Source organism: Desulfovibrio sp. (assembly GCF_019422935.1).
In the GTDB taxonomy this organism is placed as follows: domain Bacteria; phylum Desulfobacterota; class Desulfovibrionia; order Desulfovibrionales; family Desulfovibrionaceae; genus Desulfovibrio.
Genome location: NZ_JAHZCJ010000009.1, coordinates 87951 through 107389, shown reverse-complemented (window position 1 = coordinate 107389; position 19439 = coordinate 87951). Strand labels below are relative to the sequence as shown.

Annotated in this window: 13 protein-coding genes; 8 read left to right on the top strand and 5 right to left on the bottom strand. The window is 57.3% G+C overall.

What is annotated here, in order from left to right; translation table 11 throughout:
- Window positions 1–103: 103 nt before the first annotated feature.
- The 3 genes from QZ383_RS11915 to QZ383_RS11905 all read right to left on the bottom strand — a co-directional run bounded on the left by QZ383_RS11915 (window position 104) and on the right by QZ383_RS11905 (window position 3056).
- Window positions 104–748 (bottom strand): DNA-3-methyladenine glycosylase 2 family protein, encoded by a 645-nt coding sequence (locus QZ383_RS11915; RefSeq protein WP_291445699.1) that lies wholly within the window; start codon window positions 746–748, stop codon window positions 104–106.
- Between the two features lie 184 nt (window positions 749–932).
- On the bottom strand, window positions 933–2318 hold the full coding sequence (locus QZ383_RS11910; protein ID WP_192112466.1) for a PFL family protein: 1386 nt from the start codon (window positions 2316–2318) through the stop codon (window positions 933–935).
- A gap of 177 nt (window positions 2319–2495) precedes the next feature.
- Window positions 2496–3056 (bottom strand): ACT domain-containing protein, encoded by a 561-nt coding sequence (locus QZ383_RS11905; RefSeq protein ID WP_192112465.1) that lies wholly within the window; start codon window positions 3054–3056, stop codon window positions 2496–2498.
- Window positions 3057–3437: 381 nt separating this feature from the next.
- Here QZ383_RS11905 and lysS point away from each other — a divergent pair, with 381 nt between their 5' ends.
- The 8 genes from lysS to fabZ all read left to right on the top strand — a co-directional run bounded on the left by lysS (window position 3438) and on the right by fabZ (window position 16420).
- A complete protein-coding gene (gene lysS, locus QZ383_RS11900; RefSeq protein WP_291445783.1) occupies window positions 3438–4943 on the top strand; it encodes a lysine--tRNA ligase in 1506 nt (501 codons plus the stop codon).
- A 289-nt stretch (window positions 4944–5232) separates the two neighbouring features.
- Complete coding sequence (locus QZ383_RS11895) at window positions 5233–7326, top strand: methyl-accepting chemotaxis protein (protein ID WP_291445696.1); 2094 nt, start codon at window positions 5233–5235, stop codon at window positions 7324–7326.
- Between the two features lie 423 nt (window positions 7327–7749).
- The gene (locus QZ383_RS11890) at window positions 7750–8976 is read left to right on the top strand and encodes a lipoprotein-releasing ABC transporter permease subunit (RefSeq protein ID WP_240823929.1); all 1227 of its coding nucleotides are present in this window, start codon (window positions 7750–7752) and stop codon (window positions 8974–8976) included.
- A 2-nt stretch (window positions 8977–8978) separates the two neighbouring features.
- Window positions 8979–9665 carry an ABC transporter ATP-binding protein gene (locus QZ383_RS11885; protein WP_291445694.1) on the top strand — a complete coding sequence of 229 codons (687 nt, stop codon included), beginning with the start codon at window positions 8979–8981 and terminating at the stop codon, window positions 9663–9665.
- Window positions 9646–12411: an outer membrane protein assembly factor BamA gene (gene bamA / locus QZ383_RS11880; protein WP_291445692.1), complete on the top strand. Its 2766-nt coding sequence runs from the start codon at window positions 9646–9648 to the stop codon at window positions 12409–12411. Before QZ383_RS11885 ends, bamA begins: the two co-directional genes overlap by 20 nt.
- Window positions 12412–12634: 223 nt before the next feature.
- The gene (locus tag QZ383_RS11875; RefSeq protein WP_291445690.1) at window positions 12635–15103 is read left to right on the top strand and encodes an N-acetylmuramoyl-L-alanine amidase; all 2469 of its coding nucleotides are present in this window, start codon (window positions 12635–12637) and stop codon (window positions 15101–15103) included.
- Between the two features lie 200 nt (window positions 15104–15303).
- Window positions 15304–15849, top strand: coding sequence for an OmpH family outer membrane protein (locus tag QZ383_RS11870; RefSeq protein WP_192112461.1), 546 nt, complete (start codon window positions 15304–15306; stop codon window positions 15847–15849).
- A 103-nt stretch (window positions 15850–15952) separates the two neighbouring features.
- Window positions 15953–16420 carry a 3-hydroxyacyl-ACP dehydratase FabZ gene (gene fabZ, locus QZ383_RS11865; RefSeq protein ID WP_022657991.1) on the top strand — a complete coding sequence of 156 codons (468 nt, stop codon included), beginning with the start codon at window positions 15953–15955 and terminating at the stop codon, window positions 16418–16420.
- Window positions 16421–16553: 133 nt separating this feature from the next.
- Here fabZ and QZ383_RS11860 read toward each other — a convergent pair whose 3' ends face one another.
- Window positions 16554–17696: a glycosyltransferase family 9 protein gene (locus QZ383_RS11860; RefSeq protein ID WP_291445688.1), complete on the bottom strand. Its 1143-nt coding sequence runs from the start codon at window positions 17694–17696 to the stop codon at window positions 16554–16556.
- Window positions 17696–19096, bottom strand: a complete 1401-nt coding sequence (wbaP, locus tag QZ383_RS11855; protein WP_291445686.1) for an undecaprenyl-phosphate galactose phosphotransferase WbaP — start codon at window positions 19094–19096, stop codon at window positions 17696–17698. Before wbaP ends, QZ383_RS11860 begins: the two co-directional genes overlap by 1 nt.
- Between the last annotated feature and the right edge of the window lie 343 nt (window positions 19097–19439).

Sequence of the window (19439 nt, the reverse complement as noted above, 5' to 3'; positions counted from 1 at the left end):
ATCTAATACTAGATAACAGCAACTACTTGCGATAAGCGCAGCACGGCAGAGCAACACTGAATTGGGGTGGGGGCCTACTGGCTGGATAATGGGATCAGCCTTATCAGCGCCTTGAAGCCACCGGATCGGAAAGATCAGGCAAAGCCCCGCCCGCTATGGCCCACAGATACAGGCTTGCCGCCGAACCATAAGGACTGTAGCGCCGGCGATAGATTTCAAAGCGGTCGCGGCTGACTTCCCGGTGCCGATAGAGCATGCGCAAGCCCCGCAGGATGGCTAGGTCGCCAAAACTGAGAACATCAGGCCGCTGGAGTGAAAACAGCATGAGCATTTCCGCTGTCCACACGCCAACCCCGTCCAGCGCACACAGGGTGGCGCAGAGGCTGGCATCGTCCATAAGCCTCAGGGCCTCCACATCCAGCTCTCCCAGCAGTACCTTGCGCGCGGCTGCCTTCATATACGCAACCTTGCGGAAGGAAAGCCCCACTCCCTGCAACGTGGCAGTCTCTGCGCCGTCAATGGTTTCAGGCGTCACTTTGCCAAGGGCAAGCACAAGCCGCGCCCACACGGTCTGCTGCGCCTTGGTGGCGATCTGCTGCCCGACGATGGAGTGCATGAGCGCGTCAAACAGGTCGGGGCGTACCTCGCGCTGTATGGGGCCTATGCATTCAATGGCAACGGCCAGACGTTTGTCTTTGCGGGAGAGAAAGTCGATTTCTTTTTGGCCGTAGATAAAATACTGGGGCATTATTTTAGTCCTGCGCAAAGGTTGCGGTGTCTGATAGTACAGTATGCCCGCCTCCTGGCGCAAATGCAAAAATTTCTGAAGAAACTGTGGCGGCAGGCGACCATAAAAAACGGCGCGGAATCACAAGGATGCCGCGCCGTGAAGAGATTATATCAGCTTGTAAAGCAGATAAAGCTTAACCAGCCTAGTTTTTGAGGCTGTGAATAGGCGCAGGAATGCGACCGCCAAGGCCGATAAAGTCTGTGGCGTCGCCCTTGGGCACGGGAATAATGGCCGCCTTGCCGAGCAGGCCGCCAAAAGACACTTCTTCGCCAACGCCCTTGCCGGGCACGGGAATAAGGCGCACAGCCGTGGTCTTGGTGTTGATGACGCCAATGGCCATTTCATCAGCAATGATGCCGGAAATGGTCGATGCGGCCGTGTCGCCGGGGATGGCGATCATGTCCAGCCCCACAGAGCACACACTGGTCATGGCTTCCAGCTTTTCAAGGCTGAGCAGGCCGGAGGTGGCCGCAGCCTCGATGCTGGAATCTTCCGACACGGGGATAAACGCGCCGGACAGACCGCCCACGGACGAAGAGGCGAACGCGCCGCCCTTTTTCACCGCATCGTTGAGCATGGCCAGCACGGCAGTGGTGCCGGGCGCGCCAATGCTCGAAAGGCCCATGCTCTGGAAAATTTCGCCCACTGAGTCGCCCACCGCAGGCGTGGGAGCCAGGGAAAGGTCGGCCACGCCAAAGGGCAGGCCCAGACGGGTGGCCACTTCGGTACCGATCATTTCGCCCACGCGCGTCACCTTGTAGGCCGTGCGCTTGATGACTTCGGCCATGTCCAGCAGGGTAAGACGGCCGCCCTTGCCGTTGTGCCCGGCTTCGCGGGCGCGATCCAGGGCTTTTTTGACCACGCCGGGGCCGGAAACACCCACGTTGATGACAACGTCAGGCTCGCCCACGCCAAGGTAAGCGCCAGCCATGAAGGGAACATCCTGAGGAATGTTGGCAAAAACCACCAGCTTGGCGCAGCCGATGCCGCCGCGTTCGGCGGTGGCTTCGGCCACCTTGAGGATCTGTTGACCCATGAGGGCCACAGCATCCATATTGATGCCACTGCGCGACGAAGCCACGTTGATGGATGAGCAGATGCGGTCGGTTTCGGCCAGTGCCTGGGGCAGCGCCTCAATCAGGGCGCGGTCGCCCTTGGCAAAGCCCTTTTCCACCAGGGCAGAAAAACCGCCCAAAAAATCAACGCCAGCTTCCTTGGCCGCCTCGTCAAGGGCCTTGCACACGCGCACCATGCCGTCAGGGCCAAAGGGCGCGCCCACCACGGCAATGGGGCTCACGCTGATGCGTTTGTTCACCACGGGGATGCCGTATTTGTCGCCCACTTCGTTGCACACGCTCACGAGCTGCGAGGCGTAGCGGCGCAGCTTGGCCTTAACGTTGGCGGTAAAAAGGTCAAGGTCATGACTGACGCAGTCAAACAGGCTCACGCCAAGGGTGACTGTGCGCACGTCAAGATGCTCGTTGCGGAGCATGTTCAGGGTGCTTATAACTTCGCGTTCTGAAAGCATGGAGGTCTTCCTGTATGTTCGGGCTGTCGGCCTGCCATATGGCGGCCCCACCCGGAAGGCGGTTTTGCCCTGACGCGCAAAACCGGGCGCTCAGGGGAATGTGCATCGTTTCTGAAACCGGGTCGTGCCCTGTTTCAGGCGCAGACCGGTGGTGCATGCGCCTCGGCAACGTGAGGCCTAAAAAGAATTCACCCGATGCACAGCCTCAAAAATATCCCTGTGCTGGGCGCTGACGCGCAGGTCGCGCTTTTGCCCTTCGCAGTCAAGCTCGCGGCGCAGGCGGCCCATGTCAACACTGTCAGGCACCATGACCTCAAACACAAAAAGCGCATGGTTGTTGCCGCCTTCGCCCAGAATGGCCTTGAGGCTCTCAATGTTCACGCCGTGCTGGGCAAACACGCGGCTCATGGCGGCGATAAGACCTGGCTTGTCCGGCCCGTCTGCAGTGACCACAAAGGGTTCGCAGTGCAGGTCTGTGCCCCACTGCCCCTTGATGGCGGGCCGCACGAGGACGGAAAGATCAACCTTGGCGGATTCCAGCCCGGCGCTCAGCTTGGCGCGCAGGGTTTCCGCGTTTTCTTCCGGCGCTGCAACAACAAAGATAGCAGCAAACTCGCCGGAGAGGATGGTCTGGGTCACTTCTTCGATGTTGCAGCCGCTGTCTTCGAGAATGCGGCTGACAGTGGCCACCACGCCGGGGCAGTCGCGCCCCAGAAAGGAGGCTGTAAATTTTTGCATGACGCTTTCCTTGAAAAAGCCGCCAGCTTGATCCTGACGGCGGTTGTATCGTGTAAAAGGGCTTTATATACGTAAACAGGTCAAAACTTCAAGGGGGCGCAAATCCCCGACTGGCGCGGATATAAGCCGCTGCCTGCATTGATGTTTCCTGCTGCGCCAGAGTCGCATCAACAGCAGAAGTATCCAACAAAGCATTATTTTACAGTAAGTTGCAGACACATTCCTCACAATCTTGACGCCCAAGCGTGAATGGCATACCGTAACGCTCCTTTCAGGTATGGGCCACTCAGGAGTCGTTACGTGGATACTCGGGAAAAGAAGAACAGCAAGCCGGCTATCAAGCTGGGTACCAAGTCGCAGCATGCGGGATATTTTATGCCCATGCTGGAAAGTTTCGCCGCGCGCGAAGGCCTCAACGAAGTTGTCAAAAACAGAGTTGTCAAATCGTGCGACCTTTTGGATGCGGGCGTACCGCTTTTCCCCAACGACTTCCGCAAGGAACACGACGTTGCCTGGGTGCTGGACAAATTCGGCGCTCTTGAAGGCGAATCCCTGGACAGTCAGGAAGACGTGTTTGCCATTGCGGGCCGCATAGTTTCCCTGCGCTCGTTCGGCAAGGTGGCATTCTTCCATATTATGGACCAGAGTGGCCGCATCCAGTGTTACGCCTCGCGCGAACACATGGATGAAGAGAACTACACAGTGGTCAAGAAGCTCGACGTGGGCGACATCGTGGGCGTTTCCGGCCACCTGTTCCGCACCAAGACGGGCGAACTTACCATTGCCTGCCGCAAGATCAAGCTCATCACGCGCTCCATGCGTCCCCTGCCGGAAAAGTATCACGGCCTCACCGACATGGAAACGCGCTACCGCCAGCGCTACGTTGACCTTATCGTCACGCCGCGCGCGCGCGAAATTTTCTTCAAGCGCAGCCTGATTGTGCGCGAGTTCCGCCGCTTTATGGAAGACCACGGCTTTATGGAAGTGGAAACTCCCATGATGCAGCCGCTGGCTGGCGGCGCTGCGGCCAAGCCTTTCAAAACGCACCACAATGCCCTTGATCTGCCCCTGTTTTTGCGCATTGCGCCAGAACTCTACCTCAAGCGGCTGCTGGTGGGCGGATTTGAAAAAGTCTTTGAGCTGAACCGCAACTTCCGCAACGAAGGCATAGACACGCGCCACAACCCGGAATTCACCATGTGCGAATTCTACTGGGCCTATGCCACGTTTGAAGACCTCATGGACTTTACGGAACAGCTTTTTGCCCATCTTGCCATGACTGCCTGCGGCACCACCGTGGTGCCCTATCAGGGCGAAATGATCGACCTCACGCCCGGCAAGTGGATACGCCTCAGCTTCTACGATTCGCTCACCCAGGTCGGCGGGCATTCGCCGGAATTCTACAACGATTACGGCAAGGTCAAGGCCTACATCCGTTCACGCGGTGAAAAGGCAGCCGACAGTGAAAGTCTGCAAAAGCTGCATGCCAAACTTTTTGATCTTGATGTGGAAGGGAAGCTCATCCAGCCCCACTTCATCTATCATTACCCCACGGAAATCTCGCCGCTTTCACGCCGCAATGACGAGCATCCGGAACTGACGGACCGCTTTGAGCTGTTCATCACCGGACGCGAGCTTTCCAACGCATTTTCCGAACTCAATGATCCTGTGGATCAGCGCCTGCGCTTTGAAGATCAGGTGCGTGAACGCGAAGCGGGAGATGACGAAGCCCATAGCATGGATCAGGACTACCTGCGCGCCCTGGAATACGGCATGCCCCCGGCTGCGGGCCAGGGCGTGGGCATTGACCGCCTCGTGATGCTGCTCACCGACTGCGCCTCAATCCGCGAAGTTATTCTCTTCCCCTTGCTGCGCCCGGAAGTGTAAAACGGCTGACTGGCACTTTATCTGACCGTTTTTTAAAGTATTGATACCCCCGCTCTCTCAAGCGCCGCCTTATTGGCGGCGCTTTTCTGTTATCCCGCAGATTTATCCGGATACAAATTCAGTCTGCTATAAAAAATAGCCTGTCAAAAAACATTTTTGAATCAAAGGCATATACTATTGTCGCCGATGGTCGATAGTTATACTCATAAAAATGTAATCCAAGCTCATAGGGCATGTTTTCGCGCATGGCGTATACATTTATCGCATTGGCTTGGGCAAGGAGGTTCTTATGAAAATGGGGCTGCTGAGCAAGATGCTCCTGTCCATTCTTATTCCGGCAATTGCAGGACTACTGCTGGTTGCTGGTGTGAGCTATAAAATTTCTGAAAGCAACTTGCGCGAACAGATCATCAACGATGCACGGGCGCTGTTGCGCTGCCAAAGCATCGGCCTGCACGCCATGCTGAAAGTGATGGAAGAGTCGCTCGCCATGGTTGCCGCCGATAATCGGGTTATTTTATATCTTGATGCCGTCAATGATAAAATGCCTGAAGTCATGACGCGCACACTGTTCAACGATGCGGATGCCGCACTCAATACCTTTGTGACGCTCAATTCCAACTTTGAATTTTGCGGTGTTGCCGGAAGGGACGGCATTGCCATTGCCCATCACCTGGCAGGCGAAAAACACCCCAGCAAATCCGTGGGGGTAAGTTTTACTGACCGCTCATACTACCAGCGTGCCATGCAAGGCCAGAAGACCATCACTGGCGTGATCAGCAAAACCACAGGTAAGGTTGCAACCATCATAGGCACGCCCATCATGCGTGATGGCAAGCCCGAAGGCCTCGTATGGGCAGGCGTTGATAACGAAAATCTTGCCCGTACCACCACAAGCCAGATAGATTTCGGCACCAAGGGCGGCATCTATGCCTATGACACCAAGGGCATGATGATGCTGAACCGCGACCCCAAGGCATTTGGGCGGGATGACAGCAAAAAACCCCATGTTGCGGAGATGCTGAAAAACCCTGAGGGCCTGGTGAGATTTACTGGTGAAGACGGCAGCAACAAGTCTGTCTTTTATCGGGCCATGCCGGAAGTCGGCTGGGTTCTTTGCCTGGAAGTGGACAGAGACGAAATCTACACACCCATGCGGATAATGCTGGGCAACTCCATGATGCTGACTTTTGCAAGCGCCCTTGTGGTCGGGCTGATCATCTTCTTTGCGGCGCGCGCCATCGCACGACTGCTTAGGGGAATTTCCGGCATTGCGGAATCCGTTGCCGAGGGTCGCCTTGAAACAACCCCCGCAGAAAAAGCCATGCTCTTTGCCGCAGAAAAACGCCGTGATGAATTCAGCACGCTGGCATCGGGTATGGAACACATGGTCGGCAACATCAAGAATCTGCTGCAAGAAAGCGAGCAAAAAGCCAGAGACGCCCAGCAGGCAACAGAAGAAGCCAGGCTTGCCACCGCACGCGCGGAAGAAGCCGCCCAAAGGGCAGAAAATGCCAAGCGGGAAGGCATGCTCGCTGCTGCGGGGCAACTGGAAGAAGTGGTCGCCATCATTTCCACTGCCTCAAGCCAGCTTTCCGGGCAGATTGAGCAGTCGGACCAAATAGCCGCGCAGTCGGCCCAGCGCCTCAGCGAGGCCGCAACTGCCATGAATCAGATGAACGTGACAGTACAGGAAGTGGCCCGCAACGCATCCTCGGCCTCGGCAGTGTCTGCCGAAACGCGCACCAATGCTGAAAGCGGCGCACATATTGTGGAAAGCGCCTTGCAGAGCATCGGTCAGGTGCAAAAGGTTTCGCTGGCGCTCAAGGACGACATGACCAAGCTGAACCAGCATGCCCAGGCCATTACCCAGATCATGAACGTGATCTCGGATATCGCCGACCAGACCAACCTGTTGGCGCTCAATGCCGCCATTGAGGCCGCACGCGCTGGCGACGCCGGGCGCGGGTTTGCGGTGGTGGCCGATGAAGTGCGCAAACTGGCGGAAAAAACCATGTCCTCCACCAACGACGTGGGCAATGCTATATCTGCCATCCAGCAGAGCGCTTCGCAGAGTGTGGCCGCAATGGACAAGGCCCTGGCGGAAGTAAATACGGCCACCGAATTTGCCAACCAGTCGGGCGCCGCCCTGCGGGATATCGTGAGCAATGTGGAAGCCACTGCCGATCAGGTAAGCGCAATTGCCACCGCAAGCGAGGAGCAATCCGCTGCCAGCGAAGAAATCAACCAGTCCATCGTGCAGGTCAACGCCATGTCCGGCCAGACTTCGCAGGCAATGGGGCAGGCCACAAAGGCCGTGGCCGACCTTGCCCAGCAGGCGCGCAGGCTGAGCGAACTTATTGAGGCTATGAAACGGGGCTAAAAACCGGAACAATAAAACTTGTGGATGATTAGCCTTGCCCCTGAGGACAAGATAAAAAGAGGCCCCCGGTCTGGTTTGCCAGCCGGGGGCTTTTGCCTGGTAGTTATCCTGCTAATGGGGATATTTTCAAAATCAACACCAGACTGAAAAGAACTGGCAACAGGCAGAATGGTACAACGGGACCATCTGTGTTCCAGCTGCAACGCCGCATACGCGCCAGTCTGGCACCTTCTCTCCTCCGAGGGGCTGCGCCGGGTACCGGCCCTTGACAGTGCACCACTGCGGGAAGTTGTACTCCAGATACAAACAATCGCGCCCTGCCTGCCAGCAGCAATCACCGGCGTGCTTGCCTTGCGGCAACGCAATGTCCCAGGTCTAAAATAACTCTTGAATATCCGGGCAAGGTGGGACAATATGCCGCAAATGTCATTTGAACTATTCGTTGCCCTGCGCTACCTCTTTTCGAGGCGAAAGCAGACATTCATCTACATCATATCGATCATGTCCATTCTGGGCGTGGCTATCGGCGTTGGTGCGCTGGTGGTGGTGCTTGGCGTGTACAACGGCCTCACCACCGACATGCGCGACAAAATCCTCGGGGCCAATGCCCACGCCATTGTCATGTCCTACATCCCCTCGGCCTTTGAGAACCGCACCGACCTTCTGGATCGGGTGCGTTCCGTCAAGGGTGTGACCGGGGCAACCCCCTTTATTTACACGGAAGTCATGCTTTCCGCTGGCGGCGGCGTCAAAGGCGTGGTCTTGCGGGGCATTGACCCGAAGTCGGCCCCTGCGGTGCTTTCCATGCTGCGCCAGATGCGCGTGGGTTCTGCCGCCGATCTTGAACGCGAAGGCGCACCAGGGCTTATTATTGGCGAGGAGCTGGCCAAGCGTCTTGGGCTTGGCATGGGCAGCCGCGTGAATCTGCTTTCGCCCTCAGGGCAAAAAACCACCTCGGGCTACGCCCCGCGTGTGCGCCCCTTTGAAGTGGTAGGCATTTTCAAGACTGGCATGTTTGAATACGACTCCTCGCTGGGTTTTGTTACGCTCAACGCCGCGCGCGATGTGCTGGGCCTGCCGGAAAATTATCTTTCGGGCGTGGAACTGACCGTGGCCGACGTTTATAAGGCGGACAAGACCGCAGCCGAAGTTTCAACCGAGCTTGGCTCACCCTTCTACGTGCGCTCGTGGATGGAAATGAACGCCAATCTTTTTGCAGCGCTCAAGCTGGAAAAAATCGGCATGTTCATTCTGCTGGCCATGGTGGTGCTCATCGGTTCTTTCTCTATTGTAACAACACTGGTCATGCTGGTTATGGAAAAAACGCGGGACATCGCCATTATGATGTCCATGGGCGCCACAAGCAGCATGATACGGCGTATTTTCATGTTTCAGGGCACAATTATCGGGGTTATCGGCACATTGCTTGGCTATGCGTTTGGCCTTTCACTCGGCTGGCTGCTCAAGCGCTATCAGTTCATCAAACTGCCTGAAAACGTTTATACCCTCGATCACCTGCCCATCATCATCACCCTTTCCGATGTGCTCATCATTGGCGCAAGCGCCATGCTGCTGTGTTTTCTGGCCACCCTTTACCCGGCACGGCAGGCATCACGCCTGCAACCGGCAGAAGCCCTGCGCTACGAATAGCCATGTCAGCACTCTATACTTTTTCAAATGTGGGCAAAAAATTTGCCACACCCGGTGAAGAGACCGAGATTATCAAGGATATTAACCTGGTTGTGGAAGAAGGCGAGATGCTCGCCATAGTGGGACAGTCCGGTTCCGGGAAGAGTACCCTCTTGCATCTTATGGGTGCACTTGATACTCCAAGTACGGGCGAGATATGTTTTGAAGGGCGCAACATGGCGCTCATGAGCGCTGACCAGAAGGCTGCCTTTCGCAACAAGATTCTGGGCTTCGTTTTTCAATTTCATCATCTACTGCCGGAATTTTCAGCCCTTGAAAATGTGGCAATGCCGGCAATTATTGGCGGTGCTAAACAAAGCGCCGTAATGAGCCGTGCGCGTGAAATGCTTGACCGCGTGGGGCTATCGGCGCGTATGGAAAGCAAGATCGCCACTCTCTCGGGCGGCGAACGCCAGCGGGTGGCCATTGCACGCGCGGTTTTTATGCGACCGCGCGTTCTGTTGGCTGACGAGCCCACCGGCAATCTGGACGAAGTTACGGGAGCGCAGGTGGGCGCTCTCATGAACGAACTCAACCGTGAATTGGGCATGACCCTCGTTGTTGTAACGCACAACCGAGAGCTGGCCGCAGGCATGGGCAGAACCCTGGAACTGAAAGCGGGGACCTTGTATGAAAAGACTTTTGAATAATGTACTGTGCAAAGCCCTGTGCCTTGCCGTGCTGGCCTGCGCCACCCTGGCGCTTCCAGGTGGAGCCGTAGCGGCAGAAGGGGCCCTTGTGCTTGTTCTGCCCTTTCAGGTAAACGCCGGGCCGGAAATGCCCAACGCCTCGCAGGATGTGCCGCAGGCGATTGCCGATCAGCTCAAGCAGAACGGCATGCGCACTGTTCCCATGGAAACCGCCCGCGTTTTACAGCGCAACAGCGGTGAATCCATTGACCTTGCCACCGCGCGCGAACTTGGCCGCAAGGCCGGAGCGCGCATGGTCATTTACGGCAAGTTCAATCAGCTTGGCCAGGGTTTTTCCATGGACACGCGCATTGTGCCTGTCTATGAGGGCGAAGCCGTCCCCGCCGGTTTTGAGCGCAACTCGCTGACCTCGCTGAACGAATGCGCCGCTGTGCTGGCCAAACGCGCGGCAGAAATTGCCAATCCCGCCACCGCCGCCGAGGCCGCGCCCAAAAAGAGCGATGCCCCGGCGACCCTTGTTCCCATGAACGCCCCCACCTCTGCCCACGGCGGTATTGCCGATGTGCAGGTACGCGGCATGAAGGTGCTTGACCCCGATACCGTGCTCATGCGCCTCACCATCCGCAAGGGCGACAGCCCGGACGCCACGGCCATCAACGAAGAAGTGAAGCGCATATGGGATATGGGCTACTTCAGCGATGTGCAGGCCACGCTTGAAGGCAACGTGCTTGTGTTCACCGTGGTTGAAAAGCCACGCATCGACAACATCGTTGTTGACGGTTCGGACAAGGTCAGCAAGGACGACGTGCTTGCGGCCATGGGCACCAAGAGCGGCAGTGTTCTGAACGAACAGGTGCTTTCGGACGACCTCCAGAAAATCAGCGAACTGTACCACAAGGAAGGCTTTTACCTTGCCAAGGTCACCTACCGTCTTGAAGACCGTCAGGGTGGCCGCGGCGCGGTGCTGGTGATCAGCGTTACCGAAGGCAACAAGCTTTATATCAGGGACGTCAAGATTGAAGGTCTTAACAAGCTCAATCGCGGCGATCTTGATAAATACATGGCCCTGAAGACGCGCGGCATTTTCTCGTGGCTGACGGGTACCGGCGTGCTCAAGGACGAATACCTGGAGCGCGACACCAACGCCATTGCCGCCTTTGGCCTTAACGAAGGTTACGTGGACATTCAGGTGGCTGCACCCACCGTTGAGTACCGCGATGACGGCATCTACATCACATTCAACGTGCACGAAGGCCCCCGCTACACCGTGCGCGACGTGGTCTTTGCGGGCGATGTTATCGACAGCGAAGACAAGATGCTTGAAGTCGTGCAGATGGACGACTGGAAAAAGTCCGACAAGTACTTCTCCCTCACGGTCATGCAGGAAGACTCCAAGCGCCTGACCGACTACTATTCCGATTACGGCTATGCTTTCGCCGAAGTGGACACCAAGGTCGTCAAGGCCGATGACGGCAGCGACCAGGTGGACGTGGGCTATGTGATCAACAAAAAACAGAAGGTCTTCATCCGCCGTCTGTCTGTCGAGGGCAATACCAAAACCCGCGACAACGTCATTCTGCGCGAAATGCGCCTGGGTGACGGCGACATGTACGAAGGCGCCAAGCTGCGTCGCTCCAACGAGCGCCTGAACCGTCTGCACTTCTTCTCTGCCGTGGATATGGAACTGATTCCCACGGAAAACGAAGACGAAGTTGACCTCAAGGTCAAGGTCAAGGAAAGCAATACCGGCGCCATCATGGGCGGCGTGGGCTACTCCAGCTACTACAGCGTGGGCGTCACAGCCTCCATCATGGAGCGCAACCTCTTTGGCCGCGGCTACTGGTTGCAGTTGCAGGGCTTCTTCTCCTGGCGCCGGACGTCGGGCGTACTGTCCTTCACCAACCCCCGCCTGTACGATACCGATCTCTCCGTCGGCAACGACCTGTACTACACGCACGATTACTGGGACAACTTTACCAAGGACACCATCGGCGACACCATTCGCCTCTCGTACCCCATTGGTGAATACACCAGCGTAGGCGGCGGTTATCGGCTGGAACGCTACGTCCTTTACGATGTGGACGACAACGCCTCTCCGTACATTCGCGACTACAAGGGCACCAACTGGACAAGCGCCATTTCTGGCCGCATCCTGCGCGACACTACGGATTCCAAGGAACGTCCCACCAAGGGTACCATTGCCCGCCTGTGGGCTGAATACGGCGGCGGCGGCCTCGGCGGCACAGACAACTTTATCAAGACTGTGGCCGACTGGCAGGGCTTCTGGTCCTTCAACCCGCAGAACACCATCCACGTCCGTGGCCGGTTGGGCGGCGTGTACCAGAATACCAATTCCAACGTCCCGGTGTTTGAACGCTTCTGGGTTGGCGGCATGGATACCATTCGCGGTTACTCCTTCTCCGACCTTTCGCCCCGCGACTACAAGTACAACGGCGACCAGATCGGCGGCGACCGCATGGGTGTTGCCAACTTTGAATACATCTGGACCTTCCAGAAGGAGCTGGGCCTTGCTCTGGTTCCCTTTTTCGATACTGGTTACAACATCGACAGCAAGACCATGGGCAACGACCTCAACAAGTACATCGTCTGCTCCACGGGCCTTGAACTGCGCTGGCGTTCACCCATGGGCGATCTGCGTATCGCCTACGGCATCCCGCTGGTTCAGGACTATGACAAGGAACGTGAATCCGGTCGCATAGAATTCAGCATGGGCCAGTTCTTCTAGCCCTCACTTCTGCCGCTGTTGCGGCAAAGATTCGGCGCGCCGGAGGCACAGTTTTCTGTGTATCCGGCGCGCTGTTTTTTTACCGAATCCACGCCAACACTTCTCAGCCAGCAAAAAGTGAATTTTGCCTTCTTTGCGCCGCTGGCATACAATATGCTAACAATAACGCAGGCAAAACTTTAAGAGTCAAATTACCGACACCATCATGGCAAAAGGAAAAACCGTGGCCGGAAAAAAAGCCCAGCCCAAGGCTTCCGAACCAACTGGCAACAACCAGATGCGCAGACTTGTTCCGCCTCTGGCCTTTCTGGTTGCCCTGTGCCTGATGGTCGTCTGCTTTTACGACTCCGGCTATACTTCCTTGCCGCCAACTGGCAAGCGCTACGATCTTGCCAAAGCAAATATTGAAACCCTGCGGCAGGACGAAAAGCGTTCGGGTCAGCGTGAACCGTGGGAAAATCTGGCAGCTGAGTTCCGCGCCATCTATGATGCTGATCCTGGCTGGCCCAACCGCCCTGCGGCCCTGTTCCGCGCTGCGGAAAGCCTGGAGGAGCTGGCCCGCCGCTCGTTCGCCAAAGCTGACGCCCGCAAAGCCATCGAGTGTTATGAAGCTGTCGCCCAGCGCCATGCCGACAGCCGGCTTGCCGATGACGCCCTTTTTCGGGCGGCCAAACTGCGCGCCGCATGGCTTAAAGACGACAAGGGCGCACTGGCCCTGCTTGAGCGCATCAAGGCCCAGTATCCCAAGGGTGATATGATTCAGGAGGCCCAGGCTCTGGAAAAGACGCTTCAGGCCGCTGCCAACGGGCGCACTGCCCCAGAGGCGCGTCAGGTTTCCAGCACCGATGGCAAGGAACCCAAGGACGAAGCTGCTCCAAAGGGTTCTGCTGCCCCTTCGGCCAACGCAGCTGGCACCCCCGCTACGGGCAACGCTGATGCGGCAGCTACTCAGCTTGCCAAGGCTTCGGCTTTGCAGCCCTTGCCGCAAGCGGAGCTTTTGCCCCGTTATCGCGAAGCCAAGGCGAAAATGGATGCCTTGCGCGCCGACAAGGTTCGCTCGTGCTGGCGTCAGCCTTGGGAAGAACTGACCACCGAATTTTTGCGCATCTATACCAGCCGTAAAGACTGGGCCATTTCTCCCGGCGCGCTGTTCCGCGCTGCCGCAAGTCAGGAGGCCCTTTCAGACTGCTCGCACATTGCAGATGAATACCGCCAGGCGCGCGACCTCTATCTCAAGCTTGCGCAGGAATTTCCCAAAAGCGCTCTGGCTGACGACTCGCTGCTCCGCGCTGCATCCATTGAGGCCGACCGCCTGAACCAGACCTCGGAAGCTCTGGAACTGCTCGACGCCATCATGGCCCTCTATTCCGGCGGCGATATGGTGGCGGAGGCGCAAACCCTGCGCAACCGCCTCACAGGCGCATCAGCAGCAACTGCCAGCAAGGCTGGCAATGCGCCGCAGGTTACCCGCCCGGTGGTTCAGTCTCTTTCATGGAATTCGCTGAGCAAAAACAGCGTGGAGATTGTTCTTGAGCTGAGCGCCCCTGCCCGTTACACGGCGAAGTTGAACACAAGCAACGCAAAAGGCAAAAACAGGGCTGAGCAGGCATCCCTGCATGTCGCTCTGGAAAATGCCTCTGTGGAAAAGGATATTCGCAAGGGTGTGAACATCCGGGGCAGCCTTTTCAAAGGTATGAGCGTCAGCGACAGCAAGGGCGGCGAAACCGTGCTGCAGTTCAATTTTCAGGATGCACGACGCTTTGATGCCCGCACAGAAACCAACCCCTGCCGCATTATCCTGCGTGTAGCAGGCGGCAGCACGCAGTTGCCGCCTGTCAGCAACGCAAAAGCCGGATTTGCGGAAGTGCAGCCTGCAACGGAAAGCGCGGCAACTGTGGCCGATGCCAGCGGTACCCCGCCCGCAAACCCGCCCTCGCCGCGCCTGGTGCGCGATATGGCCCGCCAGCTCGGCCTGACGGTACGCACGGTGTTTATTGATGCCGGACACGGCGGGCGGGATCCCGGCACCAATCACAACGGGGTGCTGGAGCGCGCCATATCCCTTGATGTGGCCCTGACCCTGGGCCGACTGCTAGAAGCCAATGGTCTGGAGGTTGTTTACAGCCGCACTGCCGACAAACATATCTCGCTGCGTGAACGCACCACCATGGCCAACGCCGCCGGGGCTGATCTCTTTGTTTCCATCCACGTCAACGCCAATGACGATCCTTCGGTGCAGGGCTTTGAAACGTACTACCTTGATATTGCCAGTAATCCTGAGGCGGCGCGGCTTGCCACGCTTGAAAATGCCGACGGCGACCATCGGCTCGGCGACATGCAGAAAATGCTTGCCGATGTCATGCTCAATGCAAGGGTGGACGAATCACGCCATCTGGCGCAAGATATTCAGCGGCTTTCACAGTTCCGTTTGAAGCGCCGGCAGTATGATACAAAGGATAATGGCATCAAATCTGCGCCATTTATTGTTCTGCTTGGCGCGCAAATGCCCGCTGTACTTGTGGAAATTGGTTACTGCACCAACAGGGAAGAAGCAGCAAGGCTTCTTACGCCCAAATATCGCATGACCCTGGCCGAAGGCCTAGCCGAAGGCATTCTTTCATACAAGGACAAACTACTTAAGCGCAGGACTGTCCAGAATTCCTTGACGCAAGAAGGCGCTGGTGCTATGTGAGGCGAGTAATTTCAACTACGTGTCCCCGGCCTGTATCATAGCAAATGACTGTTCCTTTGGGCGCGTCTGATAATTATAGCTGTTTTGCCAAGTGTATTGAACAGTTGCAAACAGCAGTGGCATCTTCTCTTACGGCGCGCGGGTCATCCCAGTTCCGCAAGGACGACATAACAAATCAGCATTGGGGAAGGAGAACTTTCATGCGCAAGGTTTTGATGACGGCTGTTGCGGTTGGCTTGTTGCTTGCCGGGCAAGTCTATGCTGCAGACGGCGGCGCCGTTCCCGCAGCCAAGATCGGTGTTGTTGACATGCAGACCGTGGCGACGCAGAGCGTCCCTGCCCAGGCCGCCAAAACAACAATGGAAAGCAAGTTCGGCACGGAACGTAACGAACTTGAAAAGCAGGGCGAAGCGCTGAAGAAAAAGGCCGATGCTCTGAAAAACCCCAAGGCCAGCGAAGAAAAGAAGCTGGACTTCATCCGTTCCAAGCAGGACCTGGATCAGAAGACCCGCAACTTCCTGCGTAAGGTTGAACAGGAAGAAGTGAAGCTTCGCCAGGATATGGTTACTCTGGTTTTCAGCGCCACCTATGAAGTCGCCCGCGCCAAGGGCTTTAACTTTGTGGTGGACGTCACCGCCGGTGGCGTGCTGTACGCCGACCAGTCCATGGATCTGACCCAGGACGTGCTGGCCGAAGTGAACAAGATCTACAAAGAAAAAGCCAACGACAAGAGCGGCAAAAAATAAAGCCCTCGGCCGTTAATTCTCAGGCCTCTCAACCCAGATGGGGCGAGAGGCCTTTTTTTCATGCCGCCAACGGGCGGCTAAGAACAACTCATCAGGAGGCCCCATGCAGGATACCGCCCCCCAGAATACGGGCATGGACATACAGCGCATTTTGCGCCTGCTGCCGCACCGCTACCCCTTTTTGCTGGTGGACAGGGTTGTGGAGTGCGTAGCAGGCTCGCACATCCGGGCCTATAAAAATGTTACGTTCAACGAGCCTTTCTTTCAGGGGCATTTTCCCGGCGCCCCCATCATGCCCGGCGTGCTCATTCTGGAAGCTCTGGCCCAGACTGGCGGTCTGCTGGCCGTTTCTGGCATGGACAGCCTGGACGACAAGCTCTTTCTCTTCACCGGCCTTGACGGCGTAAAATTTCGCCGCCAGGTGGTTCCCGGCGACAGGCTTGACCTTGAATGCAGCAACCTGCGCATGAAGCTCAAGCTCTGCAAAATGGAAGCCCGCGCCTTTGTGGACGGCAAGCTTGCCGCAGAAGCGCAGATTACCGCCGCCATCGGCGACAGGCCCAAGAGCTAGCCCCACAAAAGCTGGCCGCAATGTTCAAGGGGAAGGGATTATCAATCCCTTCCCCTTTCATATTTCTGCCCTCCGGCGCGAGTCCATCTGCCCACAAGCAGACCGCACGACGGAATTTTTTACTGCTATTTGCCTAAAAGAGCGAAAGGCTGTGCAGGGCATCCACCACATCTTCCACTGGCAAAGAATCAAGACAGGTGGTGTGAGGCCGTGGATATTCAAAGCCCAGGTTGAGGTAGGCGTAAGGCCCCTTGTGCGGCAAAAGTGCGCGCACATGACGCCCCACCGGCCCCCAGCGCAAAGGATTGGTCGGCCCGTGCAGCCCCACTGTGGGTGCGCCAGCAAGTGCTGCCAGATGCATGGTGCCCGTGTTTACGGAGACTACAGCCGTGGCGCGGCTGAACAGCCAGGCAAGGCCTGCGAGTGATGTTCTGCCCGCAAGCGAAATCGCAGGGCATTGGGGATGCGCCCGCAAAAAAGCGTCATTGCGCGGGGCATCGGCTGGCGCACCGGTCAGGTAGACCTCAAAACCCTTGCTCCCCAGCAGTCTGGCCAGAACATCCCAACTGTCGGCGGGCCACTCCTTGAGCCAGGCATTGGCGCCTGAAGGCCACATGTGCAGATAAACCCTCTGCGGCACGGCATCGCCTATTTCGCCTGAGGGTTCCAGCCTGCCGCAAAGTTCAGCGGGTAGATCATCCGGAGGCGACTGCGGCAAAAGCAGGCGCGGCGCACCCTGAAGATCCGGGTACAGAGCGCGGCCCAGCTCCATGAAATTTTCCACCTCATGCCTGTCATTGCGGTGGGGCACCTTGGCGCCATAGCCAAAGGCGCGGTGCTGCCCTTCCGTATCAAAGCCCACGGTGATTCGGGCGTTGGAAAGATTGCTCAATACGGCCCCAAGCCGCGCCCACTGCGTGCTGTCAATGAGCACATCCAGGCGTTGCGCCCGCAGCCATGCTATCATGGCGGAAACATCCGTCACCGCAAAGGATGCACACTGGTTAATACCAGGGATCAGGCTGACGGTGGCGGCATTGGCGCGGGACACAAGCAGGGCAACATGCACGTTGGGCAGCCGTTCGCGCAGCGCTGAGATCAGCGCTGAAAGCAGCAGCAGATCGCCAATGGCCCCCAGACAGATAAAACCCACACGCTGCGGCGCGGCATCGGGCACAGATTTTTTGCCCAGGCGCGCAACGGCGCTGCATGCAGCCAGGGGTATGCCCGCATAACGATCAAGTAAACGGTTAAGCCTGTTGCCGCGTTCTCCCATCAGTATGCTCCATACCCGGTTATGACCACAGGAATCGTTTTGGCCAGGATCCACAGATCCATCCAGACAGACCAGTTGTTGATATAATAGTGGTCAAAGGCCACGCGCTCGGCATAGGTGGTATTGTTGCGGCCAGATATCTGCCACAGCCCGGTAATGCCGGGCCGCACCATGCAGTATTCCTCATACACCGGGCCGTACTTCTGAATTTCGTTCTGCACAATGGGGCGCGGCCCCACAAGGCTCATATCGCCGATAACCACATTGAGCAGTTGCGGCAGCTCATCAAGGCTGACCTTGCGCAAAATGCGGCCCACGCGGGTTATGCGCGGATCATGCTTGAGTTTGTGGTCTTTCTCCCACTCCGCCCGCAATTCTGGATCGTGCTCAAGCACTTCCCTGAGCACCATATCGGCTTTGTCCACCATGGTGCGAAACTTGAAAATCCGTATTTCGCGGCCCCCGTTGCCAATACGCCGCTGGCGATAAAATACGGGGCCTTTGCTGTCCAGCCGAATCGCCAGAGCCAGCAACAAGCCAAGTGGCAGCAGCACCACGCCGCCAAGGGCGCAGAACAGCACATCCATAAACCTTTTGACCCGCAGGCGGCGCTTGTCGCGCAGGTTCTGCCTCACCTGCAAGCCCACGGCAGTGCCAAGGTCGCGCGGCGTCAGCCAGTGCGCGCGGAAACCATCGTTGAACGAAGGCACCACAAGAATACGCTCAAAATAACGGCTGGCTTCGGTAACATAGTCAAGGCTCTGCCCCTGATCCGCCTTTTGCAGAATCATGGCCATGGCCTTTGGCTTTGCCTGCGCCGTTTCCGCAAAGAGCTTGCGCACGGCCTCCTCGTTGGTGGGCAAAGAATATATGGCAACCGGGCGCAGCCCGCGCTCGGGGCGGCGCTTGAGGTACCGCCAGAAGTCACGCCCGGCGTTGCCGCTGTCAAAAATTATCAGCGGTCTGCCCCACCAGCGGCGGCGCATAAACAGGCGGCGGCAATAGCTGCGCATGAGCGGCAGGGTAAAGACTGTAGCCAGCCAACTGCCCGCAATGACAATCCGGGAGTAGGTGTCACCTGCTTTTGAAAGGAAAAGCACGGCCAGAATGATGCCGTACATGAGGCTTGTGAGCTGGAACAAGGCTTTGAGTTCGCGGTGCGGAGGAAGGCTTATGCTTTGATAAAGGCCAAGCCCGGCGGCCATCACCGGCCCCATGAGCAGCAGGGGCAATGCCCCGCGATACTGTGAAGAATCCACGTCGCCAAAAGCGGCGCGCACAAGAAAAACCACCAGGGCCGTGCCGAGGATGGTGAAAAGGTCAGCAAGACAAAGCAGGGTTTTTTGCGGGGAAAGCCCGCAAGCCAGAAGCGCCCTGACCCAGAGGGGATATTGTTTCATGAGGAGCGGCGCTGTGCCGATGGAACCGGCACCACGTTTGCGCGCGGCAAGCCGCGCTGTTGCTGAAAACACAGATACTCAAACACTGTAATGTTATTCTCTTTCTTTACAAAGCACAATATTCCCCCCTTGCGATACGGGCAGACCCCGGCGGCCCTGTGACGCGGGCTATCGCCCTTGCGGTTTACTCTTATTCTCGAAATGCCCTCGCTTTCGGGTCGGCAAAGCCGACACCGGCTCGCACATTTCGGGCCGCCCTCTGCCCCGGCGGCCCTGTGACGCGGGCTGTCGCCCTTGCGGTTTACTCTTATTCTCGAAATGCCCTCGCTTTCGGGTCGGCAAA